Annotated in this window: 17 protein-coding genes; 16 read left to right on the top strand and 1 reads right to left on the bottom strand. The window is 62.5% G+C overall.

The genetic code is table 11. The annotated features are described in order from the left end of the window. The first annotated feature begins 14 nt into the window (after positions 1-14). Complete coding sequence (locus tag AD659_RS01375) at positions 15-1,283, top strand: malic enzyme-like NAD(P)-binding protein (protein WP_053117649.1); 1,269 nt, start codon at positions 15-17, stop codon at positions 1,281-1,283. A gap of 258 nt (positions 1,284-1,541) precedes the next feature. Here AD659_RS01375 and AD659_RS01380 read toward each other — a convergent pair whose 3' ends face one another. After that, positions 1,542-3,986 (bottom strand): penicillin-binding protein 1A, encoded by a 2,445-nt coding sequence (locus AD659_RS01380; protein ID WP_408003320.1) that lies wholly within the window; start codon positions 3,984-3,986, stop codon positions 1,542-1,544. Between the two features lie 208 nt (positions 3,987-4,194). On the opposite strand from AD659_RS01380, the gene AD659_RS01385 reads away from it, so the two are divergent. The 15 genes from AD659_RS01385 to gspE all read left to right on the top strand — a co-directional run bounded on the left by AD659_RS01385 (position 4,195) and on the right by gspE (position 25,800). Beyond that, positions 4,195-5,259, top strand: coding sequence for a pilus assembly protein PilM (locus AD659_RS01385; RefSeq protein ID WP_053117653.1), 1,065 nt, complete (start codon positions 4,195-4,197; stop codon positions 5,257-5,259). Next, complete coding sequence (locus tag AD659_RS01390) at positions 5,259-5,825, top strand: PilN domain-containing protein (RefSeq protein ID WP_053117655.1); 567 nt, start codon at positions 5,259-5,261, stop codon at positions 5,823-5,825. The genes AD659_RS01385 and AD659_RS01390 overlap by 1 nt, the downstream gene beginning before the upstream one ends. Beyond that, on the top strand, positions 5,822-6,445 hold the full coding sequence (gene pilO, locus AD659_RS01395) for a type 4a pilus biogenesis protein PilO (protein ID WP_053117658.1): 624 nt from the start codon (positions 5,822-5,824) through the stop codon (positions 6,443-6,445). The genes AD659_RS01390 and pilO overlap by 4 nt, the downstream gene beginning before the upstream one ends. Then, positions 6,442-6,972, top strand: a complete 531-nt coding sequence (locus AD659_RS01400; RefSeq protein WP_053117661.1) for a pilus assembly protein PilP — start codon at positions 6,442-6,444, stop codon at positions 6,970-6,972. The genes pilO and AD659_RS01400 overlap by 4 nt, the downstream gene beginning before the upstream one ends. Before the next feature lie 13 nt (positions 6,973-6,985). Beyond that, the gene (locus AD659_RS01405; RefSeq protein WP_053117663.1) at positions 6,986-9,073 is read left to right on the top strand and encodes a type IV pilus secretin PilQ; all 2,088 of its coding nucleotides are present in this window, start codon (positions 6,986-6,988) and stop codon (positions 9,071-9,073) included. Positions 9,074-9,077: 4 nt separating this feature from the next. Next, positions 9,078-9,596, top strand: a complete 519-nt coding sequence (gene aroK, locus AD659_RS01410; protein WP_053117665.1) for a shikimate kinase AroK — start codon at positions 9,078-9,080, stop codon at positions 9,594-9,596. A 148-nt stretch (positions 9,597-9,744) separates the two neighbouring features. Then, the gene (gene aroB / locus AD659_RS01415) at positions 9,745-10,845 is read left to right on the top strand and encodes a 3-dehydroquinate synthase (protein WP_053117667.1); all 1,101 of its coding nucleotides are present in this window, start codon (positions 9,745-9,747) and stop codon (positions 10,843-10,845) included. A 10-nt stretch (positions 10,846-10,855) separates the two neighbouring features. After that, positions 10,856-12,442, top strand: a complete 1,587-nt coding sequence (locus AD659_RS01420; RefSeq protein WP_053117671.1) for an AAA family ATPase — start codon at positions 10,856-10,858, stop codon at positions 12,440-12,442. A 351-nt stretch (positions 12,443-12,793) separates the two neighbouring features. After that, the gene (gltB, locus tag AD659_RS01425) at positions 12,794-17,242 is read left to right on the top strand and encodes a glutamate synthase large subunit (protein WP_053117673.1); all 4,449 of its coding nucleotides are present in this window, start codon (positions 12,794-12,796) and stop codon (positions 17,240-17,242) included. A gap of 33 nt (positions 17,243-17,275) precedes the next feature. After that, positions 17,276-18,694, top strand: a complete 1,419-nt coding sequence (locus AD659_RS01430) for an FAD-dependent oxidoreductase (RefSeq protein WP_003196992.1) — start codon at positions 17,276-17,278, stop codon at positions 18,692-18,694. 243 nt (positions 18,695-18,937) lie between these two features. After that, positions 18,938-20,005 (top strand): uroporphyrinogen decarboxylase, encoded by a 1,068-nt coding sequence (gene hemE, locus AD659_RS01435; protein ID WP_053117675.1) that lies wholly within the window; start codon positions 18,938-18,940, stop codon positions 20,003-20,005. A gap of 352 nt (positions 20,006-20,357) precedes the next feature. Continuing rightward, positions 20,358-21,821: an N-acetylglucosamine-binding protein GbpA gene (gene gbpA / locus AD659_RS01440; RefSeq protein ID WP_053117677.1), complete on the top strand. Its 1,464-nt coding sequence runs from the start codon at positions 20,358-20,360 to the stop codon at positions 21,819-21,821. A 63-nt stretch (positions 21,822-21,884) separates the two neighbouring features. Next, positions 21,885-22,400, top strand: coding sequence for a type II secretion system protein N (locus tag AD659_RS01445; RefSeq protein WP_053117679.1), 516 nt, complete (start codon positions 21,885-21,887; stop codon positions 22,398-22,400). Positions 22,401-22,408: 8 nt separating this feature from the next. Continuing rightward, complete coding sequence (gspD, locus tag AD659_RS01450) at positions 22,409-24,331, top strand: type II secretion system secretin GspD (RefSeq protein WP_231987640.1); 1,923 nt, start codon at positions 22,409-22,411, stop codon at positions 24,329-24,331. After that, complete coding sequence (gspE, locus tag AD659_RS01455; RefSeq protein ID WP_053117684.1) at positions 24,328-25,800, top strand: type II secretion system ATPase GspE; 1,473 nt, start codon at positions 24,328-24,330, stop codon at positions 25,798-25,800. The genes gspD and gspE overlap by 4 nt, the downstream gene beginning before the upstream one ends.

Here is a 25,800-nt window from a genome sequence, read left to right on the forward strand (position 1 = left end):
AGCGGAATGCCCACATGTCTGATCTGAAAACTGCCGCTCTCGAATATCACGCTCATCCTCGTCCAGGAAAGCTGAGTGTCGAGCTCACCAAGGCCACCGCTACTGCTCGCGACTTGTCGCTGGCCTACAGCCCCGGCGTAGCCGAACCAGTCCGCGAAATCGCTCGCGACCCTGAACTGGCCTACAAATACACCGGTAAAGGCAACCTGGTTGCAGTCATTTCCGATGGCACCGCGATCCTCGGCCTGGGTAACCTCGGCCCGTTGGCTTCCAAGCCGGTCATGGAAGGCAAGGGCGTGCTGTTCAAGCGCTTCGCCGGCATCGACGTATTCGACATCGAAGTCGATTCCGAAAGCCCGCAAGCCTTCATCGACACCGTCAAGCGCATCTCCATCACTTTCGGTGGCATCAACCTGGAAGACATCAAGGCACCCGAGTGCTTCGAGATCGAGCGCGCCCTGATCGAACAGTGTGACATTCCGGTCTTCCACGATGACCAGCACGGCACCGCCATCGTTACCGCGGCCGGCATGATCAACGCCCTGGAAATCGCCGGCAAGACCCTGCCGGAAGCCAAGATCGTCTGCCTGGGTGCCGGCGCTGCGGCCATTTCCTGCATGAAATTGCTGGTGAGCATGGGCGCCAAAATCGAAAACATCTTCATGGTCGACCGTACCGGCGTGATCCACTCCGGCCGTGACGACCTGAACCAGTACAAGGCCGTCTTCGCCCACGCGACCGACAAGCGCTCCCTGGCGGACGCGCTGGACGGTGCCGACGTGTTCGTCGGCCTGTCGGGCCCGAACCTGCTGAGCCCGGAAAACCTGCTGCGCATGGCGCCGAACCCGATCGTATTCGCCTGCTCGAACCCGGACCCGGAAATCTCCCCGGAGCTGGCTCACGCAACCCGCAACGACGTGATCATGGCCACCGGCCGTTCGGACTACCCGAACCAGGTCAACAACGTACTGGGCTTCCCGTTCATCTTCCGTGGTGCCCTGGACGTTCGCGCCAAGCGCATCAACGAAGAGATGAAAGTCGCGGCCGCCAACGCCCTGCGCGAACTGGCCAAGCTGCCGGTGCCTCAGGAAGTGTGCGACGCCTACGGTGGCATCAAGCTGGAATTCGGTCGTGAGTACATCATTCCGAAACCAATGGACGCCCGTCTGATCACCCTGATCTCCGACGCCGTGGCCAAGGCCGCCATCGAGACGGGCGTGGCCACCCTGCCGTACCCGAAAAACTACCCGCTCAAGAGCGTGGATGACGTGTTCAACGGCTAAGCCGCTGTAGCGCTTCAATAAAAAGCCCCGGCTCCTGTGAGTCGGGGCTTTTTATTGGGATTGGAACAGCCCTTCAAGAAAACCACAGAGCCGTGGCGAGGGAGCTTGCTCCCGCTGGGCTGCGCAGCAGCCCCAAAAGAGGCGGTCGCTGCGCAACCGAGCGGGAGCAAGCTCCCTCGCCACGGGTTATCTACACAATGTTCGATTGAAAAAAGCCCCGCACTTCTTCCGAAGGCGGGGCTTTTTGGAGTGGACCGGTCAGAACAGATCGATCGGCGCCGCTTCGTCCGCTGGCAGGGGGCTGCCCGGTGCGACGCCGTTGCCCAGTTCGTTGACCGACGGTGGCGTGTCCTCGCTCTTGAACAGTTCGAAATACGCCCCTGGGGTGCCCGGCGTGGCCGCGCGGCCGCTGACCGGGTCAACCCGCAGGCTGAGGATGCCTTCCGGCTCCGGCTGGGTGTGCGGCGGTTTGTCCTTGAGGGCGGCGCCCATGTAGCTCATCCAGATCGGCAGCGCCACGGTGCCGCCGAATTCACGGCGACCCAGGCTTTCGGGCTGGTCGAAACCGGTCCAGACGGTCGTCACGTAGTCGGCGTTGTAGCCGGAGAACCAGGCGTCCTTGGATTCGTTGGTGGTACCGGTCTTGCCCGCCAGGTCGGTGCGGCCCAGGGCCAGGGCGCGACGGCCGGTGCCGAGCTTGATCACGTCTTGCAGCATGCTATTGAGAATGTAGGTGGTGCGGCCGTCGACAATACGTTCCGCGACGGCGGGCGCTTGCGGCAGGCCCGGGGCCGTGGCGGCCTCGCCTGGCGTCGCATTGACCGTGAACGTCTGGGTGGACGGTGCGGCGAGGCCATCGCTGGCCTGCTCGCCCGTGGGCACCCGTGGCGGGTTGGCAACGAACAAGGTCTCGCCGTTGCGGCTTTCGATCTTGTCGATGATGTACGGGGTGATTTTGTAGCCGCCGTTGGCGAACGTACTCCAACCGGTGGCGATTTCCATCGGCGTCAAGGTCGCAGTGCCCAGGGCCAGCGAGAGGTTGCGCGGCAGGTCCTGCTTGTTGAAACCGAACTTGCTGATGTAGTCGATGGTGCGGTCCACGCCCAGCGCTTGGAGCAAGCGGATCGAGACCAGGTTGCGGGATTTGTACAGCGCCTCGCGCAGGCGAATCGGGCCGAGGAAGGTATTGGTGTCGTTCTTCGGTCGCCAGACCTTGTCCAGGTACTCATCGACGAACACGATCGGCGCATCGTTCACCAGGCTGGCGGCGGTGTAGCCGTTATCCAGGGCGGCGCTGTAGACAAAGGGCTTGAAGCTCGAGCCCGGCTGGCGCTTGGCCTGCAATGCCCGGTTGTAGTTGCTTTGCTCGAAGGCGAAACCACCCACCAGCGAGCGAATCGCACCGTTCTGTGGGTCGAGGGACACCAGCGCGCCCTGGGCGGCCGGGATCTGGCTGAACTTGAGCGTGTTGTCCGCCTGGCGCTGGACGCGGACCAGGTCGCCGACCTGGGCGACGTCCGACGGCTGCCGTGGGTTGGCGCCCATGCTGTTGGTGTTGAGGAACGGGCGGGCCCATTTCATGGTGTCCCAGGCCACGTGTTCTTCCTGCTCGCCGTTGCGGGTCAGCACCTTGATGCCGTCCTTGTCCACCGAGGTGACGATCGCCGGCTCCAGGCTGCTGATGGTGCGCTGCTTGGTCAACTCCTGGGCCCAGGCTTCCTTGGTCTTGCCCGGCAGGCGCGATTCAGGGCCACGGTAGCCGTGGCGCTGGTCGTAGGTCATCAGGCCCTCGTGCAGCGCGGTGTTGGCCATTTCCTGCAAGTTGCTCGGCACCGTGGTGGTCACGCGGAAACCTTCGGTGTAGGCGTCGCTGCCATAGCGCCCGACCATTTCGGCACGGGCCATCTCGGCGATGTACGGGGCGTTCACTTCCGGGGTCGGCACGTGATAGCTGGCGTTCAGCGGCTCGTTGATCGCGGCGGTGTAGTCGGCCTCGCTGATCTTGCCGAGCTTGTACATGCGCCCCAGGATCCAGTCGCGCCGTTCCTTGCTGCGCGTCGGGTTGGCCAGTGGGTTGAAGCGCGACGGTGCCTTGGGCAGGCCGGCGATCATCGCCATCTGCGCCAGGCTCACATCGCGGATCGATTTGCCGTAATACACCTGTGCCGCCGCCTCGATGCCGTAGGCGCGGTTGCCCAGGTAGATCTTGTTCACGTACAGCTCGAGGATTTCATCCTTGGTCAACTGTCGCTCGATCTGCAGGGCCAGGAGGATCTCGGTGGTCTTGCGCGAAAAGCTGCGTTCGCTGGTCAGGAAGAAGTTCTTGGCCACCTGCATGGTGATGGTGCTGCCGCCGGACTGGATGTGCCCGCTCTTGACCAACTGGCTGGCGGCACGCATCAGGCTGCCAGGATCGACGCCATAGTGGTTGGCGAAATTATCGTCTTCAGCACTTAGTAACGCATTGATGAAATTGGGGGGAATGTCGGCGAAACGGATCGGCGTGCGGCGCATTTCGCCAAATTCGGCGATCAACTTGTTATCGCTGCTGTACACCCGCAAAGGAATCTGCAACTGAATACTTCTCAGCGCCTCCACGGACGGCAATCCCGGACTAAGGTAAAGAAAAGCGCCGCTCAGGCCCAAGAGCAGTCCGCAGAAAACGGCGACGATGGACCATCCGAAAAATTTCAGCAGACGAATCAAGGCTTTTGGATATCCAGGCAAAGAATGAAAAAGGCGCCAGGTGCAGGGATGGACCCGTGCTTGCAACAAAGCGAAAAAAAACGCTGGGCATTATAAGCATTTTTTTTCGTCGGGAACGCCATCCGGACGTCCGTCGGACGGCCGTGATTGAACGCAATGCATATTAGAGAGTCCGTAACTCACGGATAGTCATAGGGAATTGGTAGTGCTACGACTCTTCAATAAAAAAGCCCATGCGCTTCTGGGAATCGACATCAGTTCGACGTCGGTGAAGCTGCTCGAGTTGAGTCGCCAGGGCGAGCGATACCGCGTCGAGTCCTATGCGGTCGAACCGTTGCCGGCCAACGCCGTGATCGAGAAGAACATCGCCGAACTCGAAGGGGTCGGCCAGGCACTGTCGCGGCTGCTGGCCAAGGCCAGGACACCCCTGCGCAGCGTAGCGGTGGCCGTCGCGGGCTCGGCGGTGATCACCAAGACCATCGAGATGGACGCCGGCCTGTCCGACGATGACATGGAGAACCAGCTCAAGATCGAGGCCGATCAATACATTCCCTATCCGCTGGATGAGGTGGCTATCGATTTCGAAGTGATGGGCGTTTCGCCGCGCAGCGCCGAGCGCGTCGAAGTGCTGCTGGCGGCCTGTCGCAAGGAAAACGTCGAAGTCCGCGAGGCCGCGCTGGCCCTCGCCGGGCTGACGGCCCGGGTCGTCGATGTGGAGGCCTATGCGCTGGAGCGCGCTTTTGGCCTGCTCGCCACGCAACTGGCCGCGTCCCAGGAGCGGCTGACCGTGGCGGTCATCGACATCGGTGCCACCATGACCACCCTCAGCGTGCTGCACAACGGGCGCATCATCTATACCCGCGAACAATTGTTCGGCGGCCGCCAGTTGACCGAGGAAATTCAGCGCCGCTACGGCCTGACACCCGAGCAGGCCGGCCTGGCAAAGAAGCAAGGGGGCCTGCCGGACGATTATCTCAGCGAAGTGCTGCAACCTTTTCGCGAGGCCCTGGTGCAGCAGGTTTCGCGGTCCCTGCAGTTTTTCTTCGCCTCGGGCCAGTACAGCGCGGTAGACCACATTCTGCTGGCCGGGGGCACAGCTTCGGTCGCCGGCCTGGATCGCCTGATCGAGCAGCGCCTGGGCACGCCGACCCAGGTGGCCAATCCATTTACCAACATGGCCCTGAGCAGCAAGGTCAATGCCGGTGCCCTGGCCAGTGACGCTCCAGCACTGATGATCGCCTGTGGGCTGGCCCTCAGGAGTTTCGACTGATGGCGCGGATCAACCTGCTTCCCTGGCGCGAGGAGCTGCGCGAAGAGCGGCGCAAGCGCTTTCTGCTGGCCTTGGTGGGGGCGCTGGTCGGTGCGGTCGGCGTGGTGTTGGTCGGCGTCCGCTACATCGATAGCGCCATCGACCATCAGGTTGCTCGCAACAGCCATCTCTCCGAGCAGATCGCCGTGCTGGACAAGCGCATCGAGCAGATCAGCGAATTGAAAGCCCGCCGCCAGCAATTGCTGGAGCGCATGCGCATCATCCAGGACTTGCAAGGGAATCGACCGGTCAGCGGGCGCATCTTCGACCAGTTGGTGCGGACCCTGCCGGATGGCGTTTATTTCACCGAAGTGAAAATGGAGGACCGGACGCTCTTCATCAAGGGAGCGGCGGAATCGAACAACCGGGTCTCGGACCTGATGCGCAACCTGGACTCGTCGGACCTGTTCGACGCGCCCAGCTTGACGGAGGTCAAGGCCACCACTGCCGGCCAGCTCGACCAGGCCAACGTTTTCCAGCTGACGGTTCGCCAGACCCGTCCGGTCGAAGTGGAGGACGCCCAATGAAACCGGGGGAGTGGTTCGACGCGCTGCGCAAGATCGACATCAGTGACCTGGACACCAACAACATCGGCTCCTGGCCTGCGCCGATCAAATGGCTGGCCGGGATCCTGCTGGTGGCCCTGGTGCTGGGGCTGGGCTATAACTTTGCCTTGAGTGACTTGGAAAACCAGTTGCAGCAGGTGCGCGAGGAAGAAAACACCCTCAAGGCGCAATTCGCGGGCAAGGCCCACATGGCCGCGAACCTGGAACGCTACACCGAGCAGATGAAGCAGATGGAAACGTCTTTTGGTGTGCTGTTGCGGCAACTGCCCAGCGACACCGAGGTGCCGGGCCTGCTGGAAGACATCACTCGCACCGGATTGGGCAGCGGCCTGGAGTTCGAGGAAATCAAGCTGCTGCCGGAAGTCACCCAGCCGTTCTATATCGAGCTGCCGATCCAGATCACCGTGACCGGCGGCTACCACGACCTGGCGACGTTCGTCAGTGGAGTGGCCGGGCTGCCCCGGATCGTCACGCTGCACGATTTCGAAATCGCCCCGATGGAGCCCGAGGCAGGCACGAAACTGCGCATGAGCATCCAGGCCAAGACCTATCGCTACAACGAGCAGGAGGCACAACCATGAGGTCGTTGGTGTGTCGCCTCTGTCTGCTGGCAGGCCTGGTGGTGCTGGCGGGCTGCAACAATGACAGTGGGTTCAGCGACCTGGACGCCTACATGAACGAAGTGCGCCTGCGCCCGCCCGGCAAGATCGAGCCGACGCCGACGTTCAGGCCCCAGGAGACCTTTACCTACAGCGCCGCCAACCTGCGCAGCCCGTTTTCCCGGCAGGTCCGTGTGGACCAGGCCGACCGGCAGCGCGGCTCGCGCAACGTCCGGCCCGACCCCAACCGGGTCAAGCAGTACCTGGAAGGCTTCAACATCGAGCAGTTTGAAATGGTCGGTACGATCTCCAACGCCGCTGGCTCCTTCGCGCTCCTGCGGGGCGCAGGCGGGGTGCACCGGCTCAAGGTCGGTGACTATCTGGGGCGCAACGACGGACGAATCGTCGCCATCAGCGCCACCCAGGTCGATGTGGTCGAAATCGTTCCCGATGGCGAGGGTGCCTGGCTGGAGCGACCACGGACCATTCCTTTGAAAGAGCATTCATAGTGGAACTCGAACAATGAACAGGTTTTTTTCTGCCCTCGGTATTTCGCTATGGATAGCGTTGTTGTCGCCGGTGGTTCTTGGGGCCAGCCTGAAGACGCTGGATGTGGCGGCGTTGCCGGGGGACCGTGTCGAGTTGAAGCTCTCTTTCGACGGGCCGCCGCCGACACCGCGGGGCTATACCACCGAACAACCGGCGCGGATTGCGCTGGACCTGCCGGGTGTGACCAATCAACTGGCCAGCAGGCGTCGCGACCTGGGTGGGGGCAACGCGCGCAGCGCCACCGTGGTCGAGGCGGGGGATCGCACCCGGTTGATCATCGGCCTCACCCAATTGGCGCCGTATGACACCCGGATCGAAGGCAATAACCTGTTCGTGGTGGTCGGCAAGGGCACCGCCCCGAAGAGCACTGCCCGCGACAGCACCGCGCAGGCTCCGCGCCCGGCGGTTGCCAGTGCGGCACCTGCCAGGAGCAGTGCGCCGGTGGGCAAGGCAATCCGTGGCGTGGATTTCCAGCGCGGGACCCAGGGCGAAGGCAATGTGGTGATCGATTTGTCCGATCCTTCCATCGCCCCGGACATCCAGGAGCGCGAAGGCAAGATCATCCTCAATTTCGCCAGGACCCAATTGCCCGAGCCGCTGCGGGTGCGCCTGGACGTCAAGGACTTCGCCACCCCGGTGCAGTTCGTCAATGCCAGCGCCGGCAGCGACCGGGCGACGATCAGCATCGAGCCCAGCGGCACTTTCGACTACTCGACCTACCAGACCGACAACAAGCTCACCGTCAGCGTCCGGCCCATGACCGTCGACGACCTGCAAAAACGCAATGCCGACCGCGCCGCCTACAGTGGCGAAAAGCTTTCGCTCAACTTCCAGGACATCGAGGTGCGTTCGGTCCTGCAACTGATTGCCGACTTCACCAACCTGAACCTGGTGGCCAGCGACACGGTGCAGGGCGGCATCACCCTGCGATTGCAGAATGTGCCTTGGGACCAGGCGCTGGACCTGGTGCTCAAGACCAAGGGGCTGGACAAGCGCAAGGTCGGTAACGTGCTGCTGGTGGCCCCGGCCGATGAAATCGCGGCGCGCGAGCGCCAGGAACTGGAGTCGCAGAAGCAGATTGCCGACCTGGCGCCGCTGCGGCGTGAGCTGTTGCAGGTCAACTATGCGAAGGCGGCGGACATCGCCAAGTTGTTCCAGTCGGTGACCAGTGCCGAGGCGAAAGCCGACGAACGCGGCACGATCACGGTCGATGAGCGAACCAACAACATCATTGCCTACCAGACCCAGGACCGGCTCGACGAACTGCGGCGGATCGTGGCACAGCTGGATATTCCGGTGCGCCAGGTGATGATCGAGGCGCGGATTGTCGAGGCCAACGTCGACTATGACAAAAGCCTGGGTGTGCGCTGGGGCGGGTCGATCCAGAACAAAGGCAACTGGAATTCCTCAGGGGTGACCACCGGCACCTCCACCACCATCGGCACGCCGGGCAGCACCGGCACCAACCAGCCGTTCGTCGACCTGGGCGCCTCGGGCAATACCTCGGGGATCGGCATTGCGTTCATCACCGACAACGTATTGCTGGACCTCGAGCTGACGGCCATGGAGAAAACCGGCAACGGCGAAATCGTTTCCCAGCCCAAGGTCGTGACGTCCGACAAGGAGACGGCAAAGATCCTCAAGGGCACGGAGATCCCTTATCAGGAAGCCAGCTCCAGCGGTGCCACCTCGGTGTCGTTCAAGGAAGCCTCGCTGTCGCTGGAGGTGACGCCGCAAATCACTCCGGACAACCGCATCATCATGGAGGTCAAGGTCACCAAGGATGAGCCGGACTACCTGAACAAGGTGCAAGATGTGCCGCCGATCAAGAAAAACGAGGTCAACGCCAAGGTGCTGGTCAATGATGGCGAGACCATTGTGATTGGTGGGGTTTTCTCAAATACTCAGAGCAAGGTCGTAGATAAGGTGCCATTTCTTGGCGATGTGCCGTATCTTGGCCGCCTTTTCCGGCGTGATGTGGTTTCGGAGAAAAAATCCGAGCTGCTGGTGTTCCTCACTCCGCGTATCATGAATAACCAGGCGATTGCTGTGAGTCGTTGATTCTGTGCGAAATTTGATTCTTGTTGGGCCGATGGGCGCTGGAAAAAGCACCATCGGCCGTTTGCTGGCCAAAGAGCTGCGCCTGCCGTTCAAAGATTCCGACAAGGAAATTGAATTGCGCACGGGTGCCAATATCCCATGGATCTTCGATAAGGAAGGCGAGCCGGGCTTTCGTGACCGTGAGCAGGCGATGATCGCCGAGCTGTGCGCGTTCGAGGGCGTGGTGCTGGCTACCGGTGGCGGTGCGGTGATGCGCGAAGCCAATCGTCGGGCGCTGCACGCCGGCGGACGAGTGGTCTATCTGCACGCCTCTGTCGAGCAGCAGGTCGGCCGCACTGCCCGGGATCGCAACCGGCCGCTGTTGCGCACCGCCGACCCGGCCAAGACCCTGCGGGACCTGCTGGCGCTGCGTGACCCGCTGTATCGGGAGATCGCCGACCTGGTGGTGGAAACCGACGAGCGGCCGCCGCGGATGGTGGTGCTGGACATTCTCGATCGCCTGCAGCAATTGCCACCCCGTTAATGCGCCTGGCGAAATGCGCTATCCTCGACGTCCCGTTTTGCTCCGCCTGGGGCGTGGCGGATGGCTATCACCTGGCGCCAGAACGAGCACCGTGGACTTTCGTTAATTGCAGGCGGGATGCCTGATTCCATCTTCATTGTGGGGACACATGCAGACACTTAAGGTCGACCTGGGCGAGCGCAGCTACCCGATTCATATTGGCGAAGGCTTGCTGGACCAGCCTGAGCTGCTGGCGCCGCATATCGCCGGGCGGCAAGTGGCGATCATCTCCAATGAAACCGTCGCGCCTTTGTATTTGGAACGTCTGACCCGCAGCCTGTCGGCCTTCTCGGTCATTTCCGTGGTATTGCCCGACGGCGAAGCCTTCAAGAACTGGGAAACCCTGCAGCTTATTTTCGACGGCCTGCTGACCGCACGGCACGATCGCCGCACCACGGTGGTTGCCCTGGGTGGTGGCGTGATCGGTGACATGGCCGGTTTTGCAGCGGCTTGCTACCAGCGTGGCGTCGACTTCATCCAGATCCCCACCACGCTGCTGTCGCAGGTCGACTCGTCGGTGGGCGGCAAGACCGGGATCAACCATCCATTGGGCAAGAACATGGTCGGTGCGTTCTATCAGCCTAACGTGGTGCTGATCGACACCGCCACCCTCAACACCTTGCCGGCCCGCGAACTGTCTGCGGGGCTGGCGGAAGTCATCAAGTACGGGCTGATCTGCGACGAACCGTTCCTGGGTTGGCTCGAAGAGAACGTCGACCGCCTGCGTGCGCTGGACCAGACGGCGCTGACCTACGCCATCGAGCGCTCCTGCGCCGCCAAGGCGGCCGTGGTCGGTGCCGATGAGCGTGAGTCCGGGGTGCGGGCCACACTCAACCTGGGCCATACCTTCGGCCATGCCATCGAAACCCACATGGGCTATGGTGTCTGGCTGCACGGTGAAGCGGTTGCGGCCGGTACGGTCATGGCCTTGGAGATGTCCGCGCGCCTGGGCTGGATCAGCGAACAGGAGCGTGATCGCGGTATTCGCCTGTTCCAGCGCGCCGGGCTGCCGGTGGTGCCGCCCGAGGAAATGAGCGAGGCGGACTTTCTTGAACACATGGCAATCGACAAAAAAGTGATCGACGGTCGTCTACGCCTGGTGCTGCTGCGCCACATGGGCGAAGCAGTGGTGACCGACGATTATCCGAAAGAAGTTCTACAGGCCACGCTGGGAGCGGACTACCGCGCCCTGGCTCAGCTTAAAGGTTAATAAGATTCCGATGACTAGTTTGCATGCCGACGAGGCTTTCCTCGGCCATTTCCAATTGAGTCATGACCCTTTTGCGCCAAGGGTCCCGGGCTTCAAATTCTTTCCTGCCCAGCGCAAGCCGGTGCTGGGCCAGCTGCATCACCTGGCGCGCTACAGCCAGTTGCTCCTGGTGGTCACCGGTCCACAGGGCAGCGGCAAGACCTTGCTGCGCCAGGCGCTGGTGGCCAGCACCAACAAGCAGTCCGTGCAAAGCGTGGTGGTGTCAGCCCGTGGCGCCGGTGATGCCGCCGGTGTATTGCGGCAGGCGGCCCAGGCGCTGAACGTCGCCCAGGCTGAAGTCGGTGCAATTCTCGATCAGATCGTGCAACTGGCGCTGACCGGGCAGGAGGTCTACCTGCTGGTGGACGACGCCGAGCAACTCGACGAATCGGCCCTCGAAGCCCTGCTGGCCCTGGCAGCCGGTGCACCGGAGGGGCGCCCCCACGTGTTCCTGTTCGGCGAATCGTCGCTGATCGCCAAACTGGACCAGTTGAGCCTCGAAGAAGAGCGCTTCCACGTTATCGAGCTGGCGCCCTACACCGAGGAAGAGACACGTGAATACCTGGCCCAGCGTCTTGAGGGCGCGGGCCGGGGTATCGAACTTTTCACCGCGGATCAGATCTCTGAGATTCACGAAAGCTCTGACGGCTGGCCAGGCAACATCAACCAGGTGGCCCGAGATGCTCTGATTGAAATCATGATCGCCAGCCGCTCAGCGGTGAAGCGTCCAAGTATGGGGTTCAACATGCCGAAAAAACACGTATTGGCGATTTCCGCCGTGGTCGTGGTCGCGGTGGCTGCCGCCTGGCTGATGCCGGGCCGCAACAAGGCACCAACCACCGGCGCACCTGCCAACGAACAGGCACAGCTGCCTCTCGGTCAGGGCACGCCGCAACCTAATGGTGGCGCCCCAGCGGTGGAATTTGCCGGCAATACCCAGCCGATGCCGCTGCCGTTGGTCGGGCAGTCGCAGCCGGTCATGCGCGGACCTCTGGCCGAAGCCGCAGGTGGGATCACCGAGGGCGACGACGGTGCGCCGCCACCGATGGACGACACCAGCGACACGCCGCCGACCGTGACCACCACCGCCCCGCCTGCGGGCGTGCCGGCGGGTCCGACGCCAACGCCTGCTCCGGCCCCGGCTGCCAAGCCGACTCCGGCGCCTACCCAGGTGGCCACTGCCAAGCCAGCTCCAGCGCCTGCGGCCAAGCCAACGGCGCCAGCACCTGCACCAGCGGCCAAGCCTGCTGCAGCCCCGGCCAAGGCCGCCGGCGGTAGCTGGTACGCCGGCCAGGCACCGGGCAACTACGTGGTGCAGATCCTTGGCACCAGTTCCGAAACCGCGGCGCAGAACTTCGTCAAGGAACAGGGCGGCGAGTACCGTTATTTCAAGAAAGTGCTCAACGGCAAGCCGCTGTATGTCATTACCTACGGCAGTTTTGCCAACCGTGATGCAGCCGTTTCTGCCATCAAGGCCTTGCCAGCGAAGGTTCAGGCTGGTAAACCTTGGCCTCGCACTGTCGCCAGCGTCCAACAGGAACTGGCAGCAACTCGCTGAAGATTCGGCGGCCTTACCCAGGCCGCCTCTCCCGGCAACCTCAAAAATTTCCGCAAGGGCGAGCGACCTTTCAGGCCGCGCGCCTTGTGGTGTCTGCGTCACAGTAGTGTTTGAGTCGTAGCGGTCGAACCCAAAAAAGTTTTGACTAGCACAGCATATAGCTTTAAACCTTTCACAAATGCGACATGGATTTGCGACAGTTCGTCGTCAAATTTGTGAGCCCCTGTGTCGGTGTGTACAATGACCTCCCTTTTGCCCCCGCAAAGCTGGCGTACGTTCGGCGCGGCACGCAACTGGTTGAATTGAAAAGAAATTTGCCTCGATAAGAGGCAGCCTGGTGAGAAAGTGTCTATGAAAGCAGGTCTGTACCAACCAGATGAATTCAAGGATAACTGCGGTTTCGGCCTGATAGCCCATATGCAGGGCGAGCCCAGCCATACCCTTTTGCAAACGGCCATTGAGGCCCTGACCTGCATGACCCACCGCGGTGGGATCAACGCCGACGGCAAGACCGGCGACGGTTGTGGCTTGCTGATTCAAAAACCCGACGAGTTCCTGCGTGCCGTCGCCCAGGAAACGTTTGGCGTGACCCTGCCCAAGCAATACGCCGTGGGCATGGTGTTCTTCAACCAGGACCCGGTGAAGGCTGAAGCGGCTCGCGAGAACATGAATCGCGAGATCCTGGCCGCCGGCCTGCAACTGGTCGGCTGGCGCAAAGTGCCGATCGACACCAGTGTTCTCGGCCGTCTGGCGCTCGAGCGCCTGCCGCAGATCGAGCAGGTGTTCATCGCAGGCGAAGGCCTGAGCGACCAGGACATGTCGATCAAGCTGTTCAGCTCCCGTCGTCGCTCGTCCGTGGCCAACGCCGCCGACACCGACCACTACATCTGCAGCTTTTCCCACAAGACCATCATTTATAAAGGCCTGATGATGCCGGCGGACCTCACCGCCTTCTATCCGGACCTGAGCGACGAGCGCCTGAAAACCGCGATCTGCGTGTTCCACCAGCGCTTCTCCACCAACACCCTGCCGAAATGGCCGCTGGCCCAGCCATTCCGCTTCCTCGCTCACAACGGCGAGATCAACACCATCACCGGCAACCGCAACTGGGCTGTGGCCCGTCGCACCAAGTTCGCCAATGACCTGATGCCGGACCTCGAAGAGCTCGGCCCGCTGGTCAACCGCGTGGGTTCGGACTCCTCGAGCATGGACAACATGCTCGAGCTGATGGTGACCGGTGGCATCGACCTGTTCCGTGGTGTGCGCATGCTCGTTCCGCCTGCCTGGCAGAACGTCGAGACCATGGACCCGGACCTGCGCGCCTTCTACGAATACAACTCCATGCACATGGAGCCGTGGGACGGCCCGGCCGGTATCGTCATGACCGACGGTCGCTACGCCGTCTGCCTGCTGGACCGTAACGGCCTGCGTCCGGCGCGCTGGGTTACCACCACCAACGGGTTCATCACCCTGGCGTCGGAAATCGGCGTCTGGAACTACCAGCCCGAAGACGTCATCGCCAAGGGCCGCGTAGGTCCGGGCCAGATCTTTGCCGTGGACACCGAGACCGGCCAGATCCTCGACACCGACGCCATCGACAACCGCCTCAAGTCCCGTCATCCATACAAGCAATGGCTGCGCAAGAATGCCCTGCGCATCCAGGCGACCATGGAAGACAACGATCATGGCTCGGCTTTCTACGACGTCGACCAGCTCAAGCAATACATGAAGATGTACCAGGTGACGTTCGAAGAGCGTGACCAGGTGCTGCGTCCGTTGGGCGAGCAGGGCTACGAAGCGGTCGGCTCCATGGGTGACGACACGCCGATGGCCGTGCTGTCCCAGCGCGTGCGTACGCCGTACGATTATTTCCGCCAGCAGTTCGCCCAGGTGACCAACCCGCCGATCGACCCGCTGCGCGAAGCGATCGTGATGTCCCTGGAAATCTGCCTCGGTGCCGAGCGCAACATTTTCCAGGAGTCGCCGGAGCACGCCTCACGGGTGATCCTCAGCTCGCCAGTGATTTCCCCGGCCAAGTGGCGCTCGCTGACCAACCTCGACCGTCCGGGTTTCGCGCGCCAGGTCATCGACCTGAACTACGACGAAAGCGTCGGCCTGGAAGCGGCGATCCGCAACGTCGCCGACCAGGCTGAAGAAGCCGCACGCGCCGGGCGTACCCAGATCGTTCTCAGCGACCGCCACATCGCCCCGGGCAAGCTGCCGATCCACGCCTCGCTGGCCACCGGTGCGGTGCACCATCGCCTGACCGAAAAAGGCCTGCGCTGCGATTCCAACATCCTGGTGGAAACCGCCACCGCCCGCGATCCGCATCACTTCGCGGTGCTGATCGGTTTCGGTGCCTCGGCGGTGTATCCGTTCCTGGCCTACGAAGTGCTGGGCGACCTGATCCGCACCGGTGAAGTGCTGGGCGACCTCTACGAGGTGTTCAAGAACTACCGCAAGGGCATCACCAAGGGCCTGCTCAAGATCCTGTCGAAGATGGGCATCTCGACCATCGCCTCGTACCGTGGCGCGCAACTGTTCGAAGCCATCGGCCTGTCCGAAGAGGTCTGCGAGCTGAGCTTCCGTGGCGTGCCGAGTCGCATCAAGGGTGCGCGTTTCGTCGACATCGAAGCCGAACAGAAAGCCCTGGCTGCCGAAGCCTGGAGCCCGCGCAAGCCGATCCAGCAGGGCGGTTTGCTGAAGTTCGTCCACGGTGGCGAATACCACGCCTACAACCCGGACGTGGTCAACACCTTGCAAGCCGCCGTGCAGCAGGGCGACTACAGCAAGTTCAAGGAATACACCTCGCTGGTGGACAACCGTCCGGTGTCGATGATTCGCGACCTGCTCAAGGTCAAGACCCTCGAGACGCCGCTGGACATCAGTGAAGTTGAGCCATTGGAATCGGTGCTCAAGCGCTTCGATTCGGCCGGCATTTCCCTGGGTGCCTTGTCCCCGGAAGCCCACGAAGCCCTGGCCGAAGCCATGAACCGCCTCGGTGCGCGTTCCAACTCCGGCGAAGGCGGCGAAGACCCGGCGCGCTACGGCACCATCAAGAGTTCGAAAATCAAGCAGGTGGCCACCGGCCGCTTCGGTGTGACGCCGGAGTACCTGGTCAACGCTGAAGTGCTGCAAATCAAGGTCGCCCAGGGTGCCAAGCCCGGCGAAGGCGGCCAGCTGCCCGGCGGCAAGGTCAACGGCCTGATTGCCAAGCTGCGTTATGCGGTCCCTGGCGTGACCTTGATCTCGCCACCGCCGCACCACGACATCTACTCGATCGAAGACTTGTCGCAACTGATCTTCGACCTCAAGCAGGTGAACCCCAAGGCGCTGGTCTCGGTGAAACTGGTGGCGGAAGCCGGCGTCGGCACCATTGCCGCAGGCGTGGCCAAGGCCTATGCCGACCTGATCACCATCTCCGGCTACGACGGCGGCACCGGTGCCTCGCCGCTGACCTCGATCAAGTACGCCGGTGCGCCGTGGGAACTGGGCCTGGCCGAAACCCACCAGACCCTGCGCGGCAACGATTTGCGTGGCAAGGTCCGGGTACAGACCGACGGCGGCCTGAAAACCGGCCTGGACGTGATCAAGGCCGCCATCCTCGGCGCCGAGAGCTTCGGCTTCGGCACCGCGCCGATGATCGCCCTGGGCTGCAAGTACCTGCGCATCTGCCACCTGAACAACTGCGCCACCGGCGTGGCGACCCAGAACGACAAGCTGCGCAAGGACCACTACATCGGCACCGTCGACATGGTGGTGAATTTCTTCACCTACGTGGCCGAAGAGACCCGTGAGTGGCTGGCGAAGCTGGGCGTGCGCTCCCTTGAAGAGCTGATCGGCCGTACCGATCTGCTGGACGTGATCGAAGGCCAGACCGCCAAGCAGCAGCACCTGGACCTGACCCCGTTGCTGGGCAGCGATCTCATCCCGGCGGACAAGCCACAGTTCTGCCAGGTCGACCGCAACCCGCCGTTCGACAAGGGTGAGCTGGCCGAGAAGATGGTCGACATGGCCGCTGCGGCGATCAACGACCTGAGCGGTGCCGAGTTCGAACTGGATATCTGCAACTGCGACCGCTCCATCGGCGCGCGGATCTCCGGCGAAATCGCGCGCAAGCACGGCAACCAGGGCATGGCCAAGGCGCCGGTGACCTTCCGCTTCAAGGGCACCGCAGGCCAGAGCTTCGGCGTCTGGAACGCCGGTGGCCTGAACATGTACCTGGAAGGCGATGCCAACGACTACGTGGGCAAGGGCATGACCGGCGGCAAGCTGGTCATCGTTCCGCCCAAGGGCAGCGTCTACAAGACCCAGGACAGTGCAATCATCGGTAACACCTGCCTCTACGGCGCCACGGGAGGCAAGCTGTTCGCCGCCGGCACCGCGGGCGAGCGTTTTGCCGTGCGTAACTCCGGCGCCCACACCGTGGTGGAAGGCACCGGCGATCACTGCTGCGAGTACATGACCGGTGGTTTTGTCTGCGTGCTGGGCAAGACCGGTTATAACTTCGGCTCTGGCATGACCGGTGGTTTCGCCTACGTGCTCGACCAGGACAACACCTTCGTTGACCGGGTCAACCACGAACTGGTGGAAATCCAGCGGATCAGCGGCGAGGCAATGGAGGCCTATCGCAGCCACCTGCAAAACGTGCTGAACGAGTACGTCGCGGAAACCGACAGCGAGTGGGGTCGTGAACTCGCCGAGAACCTCGATGACTACTTGCGTCGTTTCTGGCTGGTCAAGCCCAAGGCTGCCAACCTGAAATCGTTGCTTTCCAGCACTCGTGCCAACCCGCAGTGATATGCGCCTGAAGAGTTTGATGAGGTTTTAACAATGGCTGAACGTCTGAATAACGACTTCCAGTTCATCGATGTCGGGCGCAAGGATCCGAAGAAGAAACTGTTGCGTCAACGCAAGAAAGAGTTCGTGGAAATCTACGAGCCTTTCAAACCCCAGCAGTCGGCCGACCAGGCTCACCGCTGCCTGGGTTGCGGTAACCCGTACTGCGAATGGAAGTGCCCGGTGCACAACTTCATTCCCAACTGGCTGAAGCTGGTGGCCGAGGGCAACATCCTCCAGGCCGCCGAGCTGTCCCACCAGACCAACACCCTGCCGGAAGTCTGCGGCCGGGTGTGCCCGCAGGATCGTCTCTGCGAGGGGGCGTGCACCCTTAACGACGGCTTCGGCGCGGTGACCATCGGTTCGGTGGAGAAATACATTACCGACACCGCGTTCGCCATGGGCTGGCGCCCGGACATGTCCAAGGTCAAGCCGACTGGCAAGCGCGTGGCAATCATCGGCGCGGGCCCGGCGGGCCTGGGCTGTGCCGACGTGCTGGTGCGCGGTGGCGTGACCCCGGTGGTGTTCGACAAGAACCCGGAAATCGGCGGTTTGCTCACCTTCGGCATCCCCGAGTTCAAGCTGGAAAAGACCGTGCTGAGCAATCGTCGCGAAGTCTTCACCGGCATGGGCATCGAGTTCCGCCTGAACACCGAGGTGGGCAAGGACGTGACCATGGAACAACTGCTCGAAGAGTACGATGCAGTCTTCATGGGCATGGGCACCTACACCTACATGAAGGGCGGCTTTGCCGGTGAGGACCTGCCGGGCGTCTACGACGCGCTGGACTTCCTGATCGCCAACGTCAATCGCAACCTGGGCTTTGAAAAGTCGCCGGAAGATTTCGTCGACATGAAAGGCAAGAAGGTCGTGGTGCTCGGCGGTGGTGACACGGCGATGGACTGTAACCGCACGTCGATTCGCCAGGGCGCCAAGTCGGTGACCTGCGCTTATCGTCGCGACGAAGCGAACATGCCCGGCTCGCGCAAAGAGGTGAAGAACGCCAAGGAAGAAGGCGTGAAGTTCCTCTACAACCGCCAGCCGATCGCCATTGTCGGTGAAGACAAGGTCGAGGGCGTGAAAGTGGTCGAGACCCGTCTCGGCGAACCGGACGCCCGCGGCCGTCGCAGCCCCGAGCCGATCCCCGGTTCCGAAGAGATCATCCCGGCCGACGCCGTGGTCATCGCCTTCGGCTTCCGCCCGAGCCCGGCCCCGTGGTTCGAGCAGTTCAGCATCCAGACCGACAGCCAGGGCCGCGTCGTGGCGCCGGAGCAGGGCCAGTACAAGCACCAGACCAGCAACCCGAAGATCTTCGCCGGTGGCGACATGGTCCGGGGTTCCGACCTGGTGGTGACGGCGATCTTCGAAGGCCGCAATGCGGCTGAAGGGATCCTGGATTACCTGCAAGTCTGACCGCCGTCGATCGTTCCCCACGCTCTGCGTGGGAATGCCTCTAGGGACGCTCCGCGTTCCAAGGGGACGCAGAGCGTCCCGGGCTGCATTCCCACGCAGAGCGTGGGGAACGATCAGTTACGACCAGTCAAAAATGATGTGGCACCGCGACAAATTGCCCCGATAGATAAAAGGCACGGCTCTTGCCGTGCCTTTTGCGTCGCGCTCTGAGAAAATGCCCGCACTTTTTTTCCGGATGCCGACATGACTGCCCTGAAGAACGACCGTTTCCTTCGCGCCCTGCTCAAGCAACCCGTAGACGTCACTCCCGTGTGGATGATGCGCCAGGCCGGTCGCTATCTGCCGGAGTACCGCGCCAGCCGCGCCAAGGCCGGTGACTTCATGAGCCTGTGCATGAATCCCCAGTTCGCCTGCGAAGTCACGATGCAGCCGCTGGATCGTTATCCGCAGCTGGACGCGGCGATCCTGTTCTCCGACATCCTCACCATTCCCGACGCCATGGGCCAAGGCCTGTACTTCGAGACCGGCGAAGGCCCACGCTTCAAGAAAGTCATCAGCACCTTGGCCGACATCGAGGCCCTGCCGATTCCCGATCCGCAGAAGGACCTGGGCTACGTCATGGATGCGGTCAGCACCATTCGCCGTGAACTCAACGGCCGCGTGCCGCTGATCGGTTTCTCCGGCAGCCCATGGACCCTCGCGACCTACATGGTCGAAGGCGGCTCGTCTAAGGACTTCCGCAAGACCAAGGCGATGCTCTACGACAACCCACAAGCCATGCACCTGTTGCTGGACAAGCTGGCCCAGTCGGTCACGTCCTACCTCAACGGCCAGATCCTGGCCGGTGCGCAAGCGGTGCAGATCTTCGATACCTGGGGCGGCAACCTGTCGGCGGCGGCGTACCAGGAATTCTCCCTGGCCTACATGCGCAAGATCGTCAGTGGCCTGATTCGCGAGCATGAAGGTCGCAAAGTCCCGGTGATCCTGTTCACCAAGAACGGCGGCCTGTGGCTGGAAAGCATCGCCGAGGCCGGTGCCGACGCCCTGGGCCTGGACTGGACCTGCGACATTGGCGACGCCCGCGAGCGTGTCGGCCACAAGGTCGCCCTGCAAGGCAACATGGACCCTACCGTGCTCTACGCCAAGCCTGAAGCCATCCGCGCCGAAGTCGGACGCATCCTGGCCAGCTACGGCAGTGGCAGCGGCCACGTGTTCAACCTCGGCCATGGCATCACCCCGGAAGTCGACCCGGAACACGCCGGTGCTTTCCTGCGGGCGGTGCATGAGTTGTCGGCGCAATATCACGTCTGATTGCGGCCCCCTGTCACTCAGCCTGTCCGGACCTGTGCCGGACAGGCTTTTTATTGTCCGCGTGTTTAACCCTCCGTCCTGAGCCCGGCCGGTTGTATATCTGGCGTGTTTGTTTCTGTTTGTTCGTCTTTTTTTAGCGGCGAATTCTCTTCCTAAGTTGCTTACCAAGTTGTGTAGGGGAAATCGATTAAGAGATCATTCCTTCTATGTTGAGGGATTTGTCCTACACATAAAATGGCCAGCTTTCTATAAGGTTTCGGGCACTTGCAAAGGCATGCGCTGAGCGGTCTGGCGCACCTTTCAAGAGGACGGTGATACGTCTTTCATTTTTTATGATTAGTCTGGAATTTATATGAAGAACAACTTCAACACGTGCAATCTAATAACGGGGTGTGCTTCCTCATTAGTTCTGTTGTCGGCCATGGCGGCGTCCCAAAGTGTATGGGCCCACGGCTACCTTGAGGTACCCCCTTCGCGCGCATTGCTGTGCCAGAAAGGCGAAAACAAAAATTGCGGCCAAGCGCAATACGAGCCGCAAAGTACCGGTGAAACCTTCAAGGGTTTCCCAAACGGAGCGGGTGGTGCCCCGCTGCAAGGTCCCATCGACGGCAAGATCGCCAGCGGCGGCAACGCACTGTTTTCCGCCCTCGATGCCCAATCGGCCACGCGTTGGCACCTGACTGAAATCAGCGACCGCAACATTACTTTCCAATGGCAATACACCGCAGCGCACCCAGCGACCCAATACGAATACTTCATTACCCGCGACGGTTGGAACCCGAACGAAGCACTCAAGCGTGCCTCGTTCGATAGCGCGCCATTCTGTACGGTGGACGGCGGTCATCAAGTTCCAGTCGGAGGCGCCAAGCAAAACTGCGTCATTCCTGACAGCAAGTCGGGTCATCACGTCATCCTGGCGGTCTGGACGGTGGACGACACTGCAAACGCGTTCTACGACCCGGTGGATGTAAACATCATCGCCGAAGCCGCGTTGCCGGGCGGTTGGTCGCCGGTGGGCAGCATCGCGCCATCGACCCCGTTGCGGGTGGGTGACAAGGTCAAGGCCCGGGCATTTTCCACCGCCGGTGAAAATACCCAATACAGCGTAGAAATCAGCATCGACAACGCAGACGAAGGCCAGGCTGAAAACTGGTCGTTCAAACTGGCCGAAGCGATCAATAACGCCCACTCCCTGATTCGTGCCGGCGTTCGTGACGAAGACGGCAACATCACCCCGATCAGGGGCAACAACAGCCTATATGCCCAGACAGAAAGCGGTGTGCGCCGCTATGAAGTGCAACTGGAAATGCAGGAAGACGCTGGCGCCAGCATGAAGATTTCTGCTCTGCAGCCAGAGTATGTACTCGACAACGGCCGGGTCAGCATGGCGTTCACTGCGCAGACAAACCGCAGGATGAACCTCGAAGCCACGTTGTTCGATGAGAAGAACAAACAGGTGGGTATCGTGAGCCAGGTGGGCGAAGGCAGTACCGGCCTGAGCCTGGACGTGCGCAGCGCCCCAGGCGCCCACACCCTGACGCTGGTGGGGACCACCGAAGACGGGCGCACCACACGCCAGGACACCCAGTCGGTCACCTTGACCGGCGAAGGCGCAGGCATCGAATACGACTTTGTGTTCCCTGAAGGCATCAGCGACTACACCGCCGGCACGAAAGTGCTGCAGCCCAAGACTGACGAAGTTTTTGAATGCAAGCCGTTCCCCGCGTCCGGCTACTGCAAACAGTACAGCTCGACGGCGAACGGTTTCGAGCCGGGTGTCGGTGCGTCCTGGCAACTCGCCTGGGACAAGCTCTAAGTCCTACAGGCACGGCCCCAGGCGATCCGCACGGGTTGCCTCGGGCCTTCAGATGAGGACGCAATGATGCCGACCCATTACTTCAGGCGACGGGTGCTGCTGCTCGTGCCGCTGCTCTACGGGATAGTCCTGGCCGGACATGAATGGCGTTTTCGCCAGGCATTGGGCCGCGAGGTGCCGGTGGTTGCCGAGTCACCGATGGCGTCGGTTCACGACGCGCCCAACGTCCAGGCAGTGGCGACTGTGCTCGGCCTGGCGCCTGACGGTGGCCAGGCGCCGAGCGCCGAACCCATTACCTTGCAAGCCAGTTTTGTCGCCGGTCAGGGATTGTCCCGGGCGTTGCTGGCGGATGCCGCCGGCCCACGTGTTTACCAGGTGGGTGAGCGCTTGTCCGGTGGCAGCGTGCTGCGCCGGGTCGAGGCCAGCCATGTGACGTTGTGGCGCAATGGACGGGAAGAGCGGTTGGCCCTGCAACCCACGGCCAAGCCTTTGCTGCGCCGGTTGGGCCTCGAAGACGGGCGCCATGCCGCGCTTCATTCCTCGCAATACCTACGCCCGGTGGCTGGGCAATCAGAGTGATCGAATTGATGAACCGCTTTGTCCGGGATCGTGTATCGCACGCCCTGTTCTGTCTTGCCGTGTCCTGCCCGCTGGCGTTCTCCAGTTCATTGCGCGCCGAGGAGACTCAATGGCAACTGGCGATGAACAACGCGGAACTGCGCGACGTGGTCGAGGAGTTCTCAGCGATCCTGGGCAAGACCGTGGTGCTCGACCCTCGGGTATCGGGGCGTATTACCGTCATGTCCCGCGAGGCGCTGGACCGCGAAGGCGTGCGGCGGTTGTTCTATTCGGTACTCGATGCACATAACTTCAGCGTGATCGACGAGGGCGAACGGATCCTGATCACGCCCGTCAGCGAGGCGAAGACGCGCGCCGGTATCGCCGATGAACGCAGCGCCACGCCGTCGCAGTTCGTCACTCGGGTGCTGGATTTGCAATCGAGTATCGCCGCAGACGTTGCCGGGTTGGTCCGCCCCTTGGTGTCGGCCAATGGTTACGTCGGCCCTTCGGTATCGTCCAACGCCCTGGTGGTCACCGACACCGCCGCCAATGTCCAGCGCATCGCTGGAGTGGTGCGGCAGCTGGACGCCGGGCGCAATCGCAATCATGTAGTGGTGCGTTTGCAGCACGCCTTGGCTGGGGACATCGCGCCGCTGATGGAAGCCGCCGGTGGCAAGCGCGAGAGTGACACGGCCGGCGCGGTGATCGCCGATGCCCGCAGCAATCGATTGGTGATCATCGGCGCCCCGGCGGTGCGCCAGCGCCTGGTCGATCTGGCCCGGACGCTGGATGTCCCGGCCGCCGCCTCCCTGGACAATGCCCGGGTCATCCGCCTGCGCCATAGCGATGCTAAACAGTTGGCCGAGGTGTTGGAGGCGGTCGGGCAGGACAAGAAAACCACGCCGGCCCTGGCCGGCCTGCGGGACAGTGCCGTCGCCAGTCCATTCATGATCAAGGCCGATGAAAGCCAGAATGCCCTGGTACTGATCGCCGAACCGGCCCAGGTGCGCACCATTGAAAACATCGTCCGCGAATTGGACCAGCCCCGGGCCCAGGTGCTCATTCATGCGGCCATCGTCGAGGTCACTGGGGATATCTCCGAAGCGCTGGGAGTGCAGTGGGGCCTCAAGAGTGGCAGCGCGACAGGGGCCATCAACTTTCCGGGAACCGACATCCCGATCATCGGGATGGACCTCGATAAGCTGGATAAAACCAAGGAAAGCGCGTTTCTGCGGCTGGGCGGCGATCGCTTCAGTGCGTTGGTTTCGGCGCTGGCGAGCGATGCCCACAGCAACCTGCTGTCCACCCCCAGCCTGCTGACCCTGGATAACCAGGAAGCGGAAATCATCGTGGGCCAGAACGTCCCGTTCAAGACGGGCTCCTACGCCACCAGCGGCAACGGCGCGGACAATCCGTTCACTACCGTGGAGCGCAAGGACGTCGGCATCAGCCTCAAGGTCAAGCCCTACATCAACGAGGGTTCGACCTTGCGCCTGGAAGTGGAGCAGGAGGTTTCGGACATCGCGCCGTCGGTCTCCGGCGTGGATTCCTCTGACCTGATCACCAACAAGCGCGCCTTGAAGAGCACGATCCTGGCGGACGATGGCGAGATCATCGTGATCGGCGGCCTGATCCGCGACAGTGTCCGCACCCAGCAAAGCGGCGTGCCGCTGCTGCGCAGCATTCCGTACCTGGGCGCGCTGTTTCGCTGGACCCGCGACACCCAGACCAAAAGCAACTTGATGGTGTTCCTGCGCCCGACCATCGTGCGCAGCAATGAAGACCTGGCCGAGGTCAGTCGCCAGCGCTACGACGCGCTCCGGGAGCTGAGCAAACCCGGCTCGCGGAAAAACAATTCGCTGCTGCTGCCCCGGGATGCCCACCAGTTGTTCGAGTCATCCACCGATGCGTCGGCGGCCGATCCGCAACAACGCTCGGGTGCCCTGTGACTGACCCGCAAGCCCCGTTGCCCTTTGGTTTCGCCAGGCGCCTGGGCGTGCTGCTGGAAGGTACGGGGCCGGCCTTGGCGCTGGTCATGCGTCGTGACACGCCGCTGACCGCCGTGGCCGAAGTCCGGCGCCTGTGTGGGCGGGACTTGCCGATCCAGGTGCTGGAACCGGCGCAGTTCGCCACGCGCCTGGCCAGCGTCTATCGCCAGGGCCAGAGCGCCGCCGAGCAGGTGGCCCAGGGCCTGGACGAGGAACTGGACCTGCTCAGCCTGGCCGACCAGATGCCGCAGACCACCGACCTGCTGGAACAGCAGGACGATGCGCCGATCATCCGCCTGATCAATGCCCTGCTCAGCGAGGCGGTTCGCGAACACGCCTCGGATGTGCACCTGGAAACATTCGAGCAATACCTGTCGGTGCGCATGCGCATCGACGGTCAGTTGCAGGAAATGCTCCGGCCGCGCCGAGAACTGGCGAGCCTGCTGGTGTCGCGGATCAAGGTCATGGCGCGCCTGGACATCGCCGAAAAACGCGTGCCCCAGGACGGCCGGATGGCGTTGCGCCTGGCCGGTCACGAGGTCGATGTGCGGGTCTCGACCCTGCCTTCGGCCCATGGCGAACGGGTGGTGTTGCGCCTGCTCGACAAGCAGGCCGGGCGCCTGGACCTGCAACGCCTGGGCCTGCCCGACGACACCCTGGCGAGCCTGCGCCTGTTGCTCGGCAAGCCCCACGGCATCGTGTTGGTCACCGGGCCCACGGGGTCAGGGAAAACCACCACGTTGTACGCCGCGCTGAGCAGCCTCAACGACCAGAGCCGCAACATTCTCACCGTCGAGGACCCCATCGAATATCACCTGCCGGGCATCGGCCAGATGCCGGTCAACCCGAAAGTCGACATGACCTTCGCCCGCGGCTTGCGGGCCATTTTGCGCCAGGACCCGGACGTGGTGATGGTCGGCGAAATACGCGACCGCGAGACCGCCGAAATCGCCGTCCAGGCCTCGCTGACCGGGCACCTGGTGCTCTCGACCCTGCACACCAACACCGCCGTCGGCGCGGTCACGCGATTGGTGGACATGGGCGTGGATGCGTATCTGCTGGCGTCATCCTTGGCCGGCATCGTCGCCCAACGTTTGTTGCGCAGCCTGTGCCCATCCTGCAAAACGCCCTATGTGGCCGACGCCGCCACGTGTCGGCGCCTGGGCCTCGACGCTGATGCCGCGCCCCGGTTGTTCAAGGCTCAGGGTTGCGAGCAATGCCAGAAAGGCTATCGCGGGCGCTTCGGCATCTATGAGCTGGTGAATGTCAGCGCCGCCCTGTCGCAGTTGATTCACCTGGGCGCCACCGAGCAGGCGCTGGCCGCCGAGGCGCGCAAGACCTCCCGCAGCCTGTTCCAGGACGGCCGCCAGCGGGTGCTGGAAGGCCTGACCAGTGTCGACGAATTGCTGCGCATCACCCAGGAGGATTAG

It is taken from the genome of Pseudomonas thivervalensis (genome assembly GCF_001269655.1).
Taxonomy (GTDB): Bacteria; Pseudomonadota; Gammaproteobacteria; order Pseudomonadales; family Pseudomonadaceae; genus Aquipseudomonas; species Aquipseudomonas thivervalensis.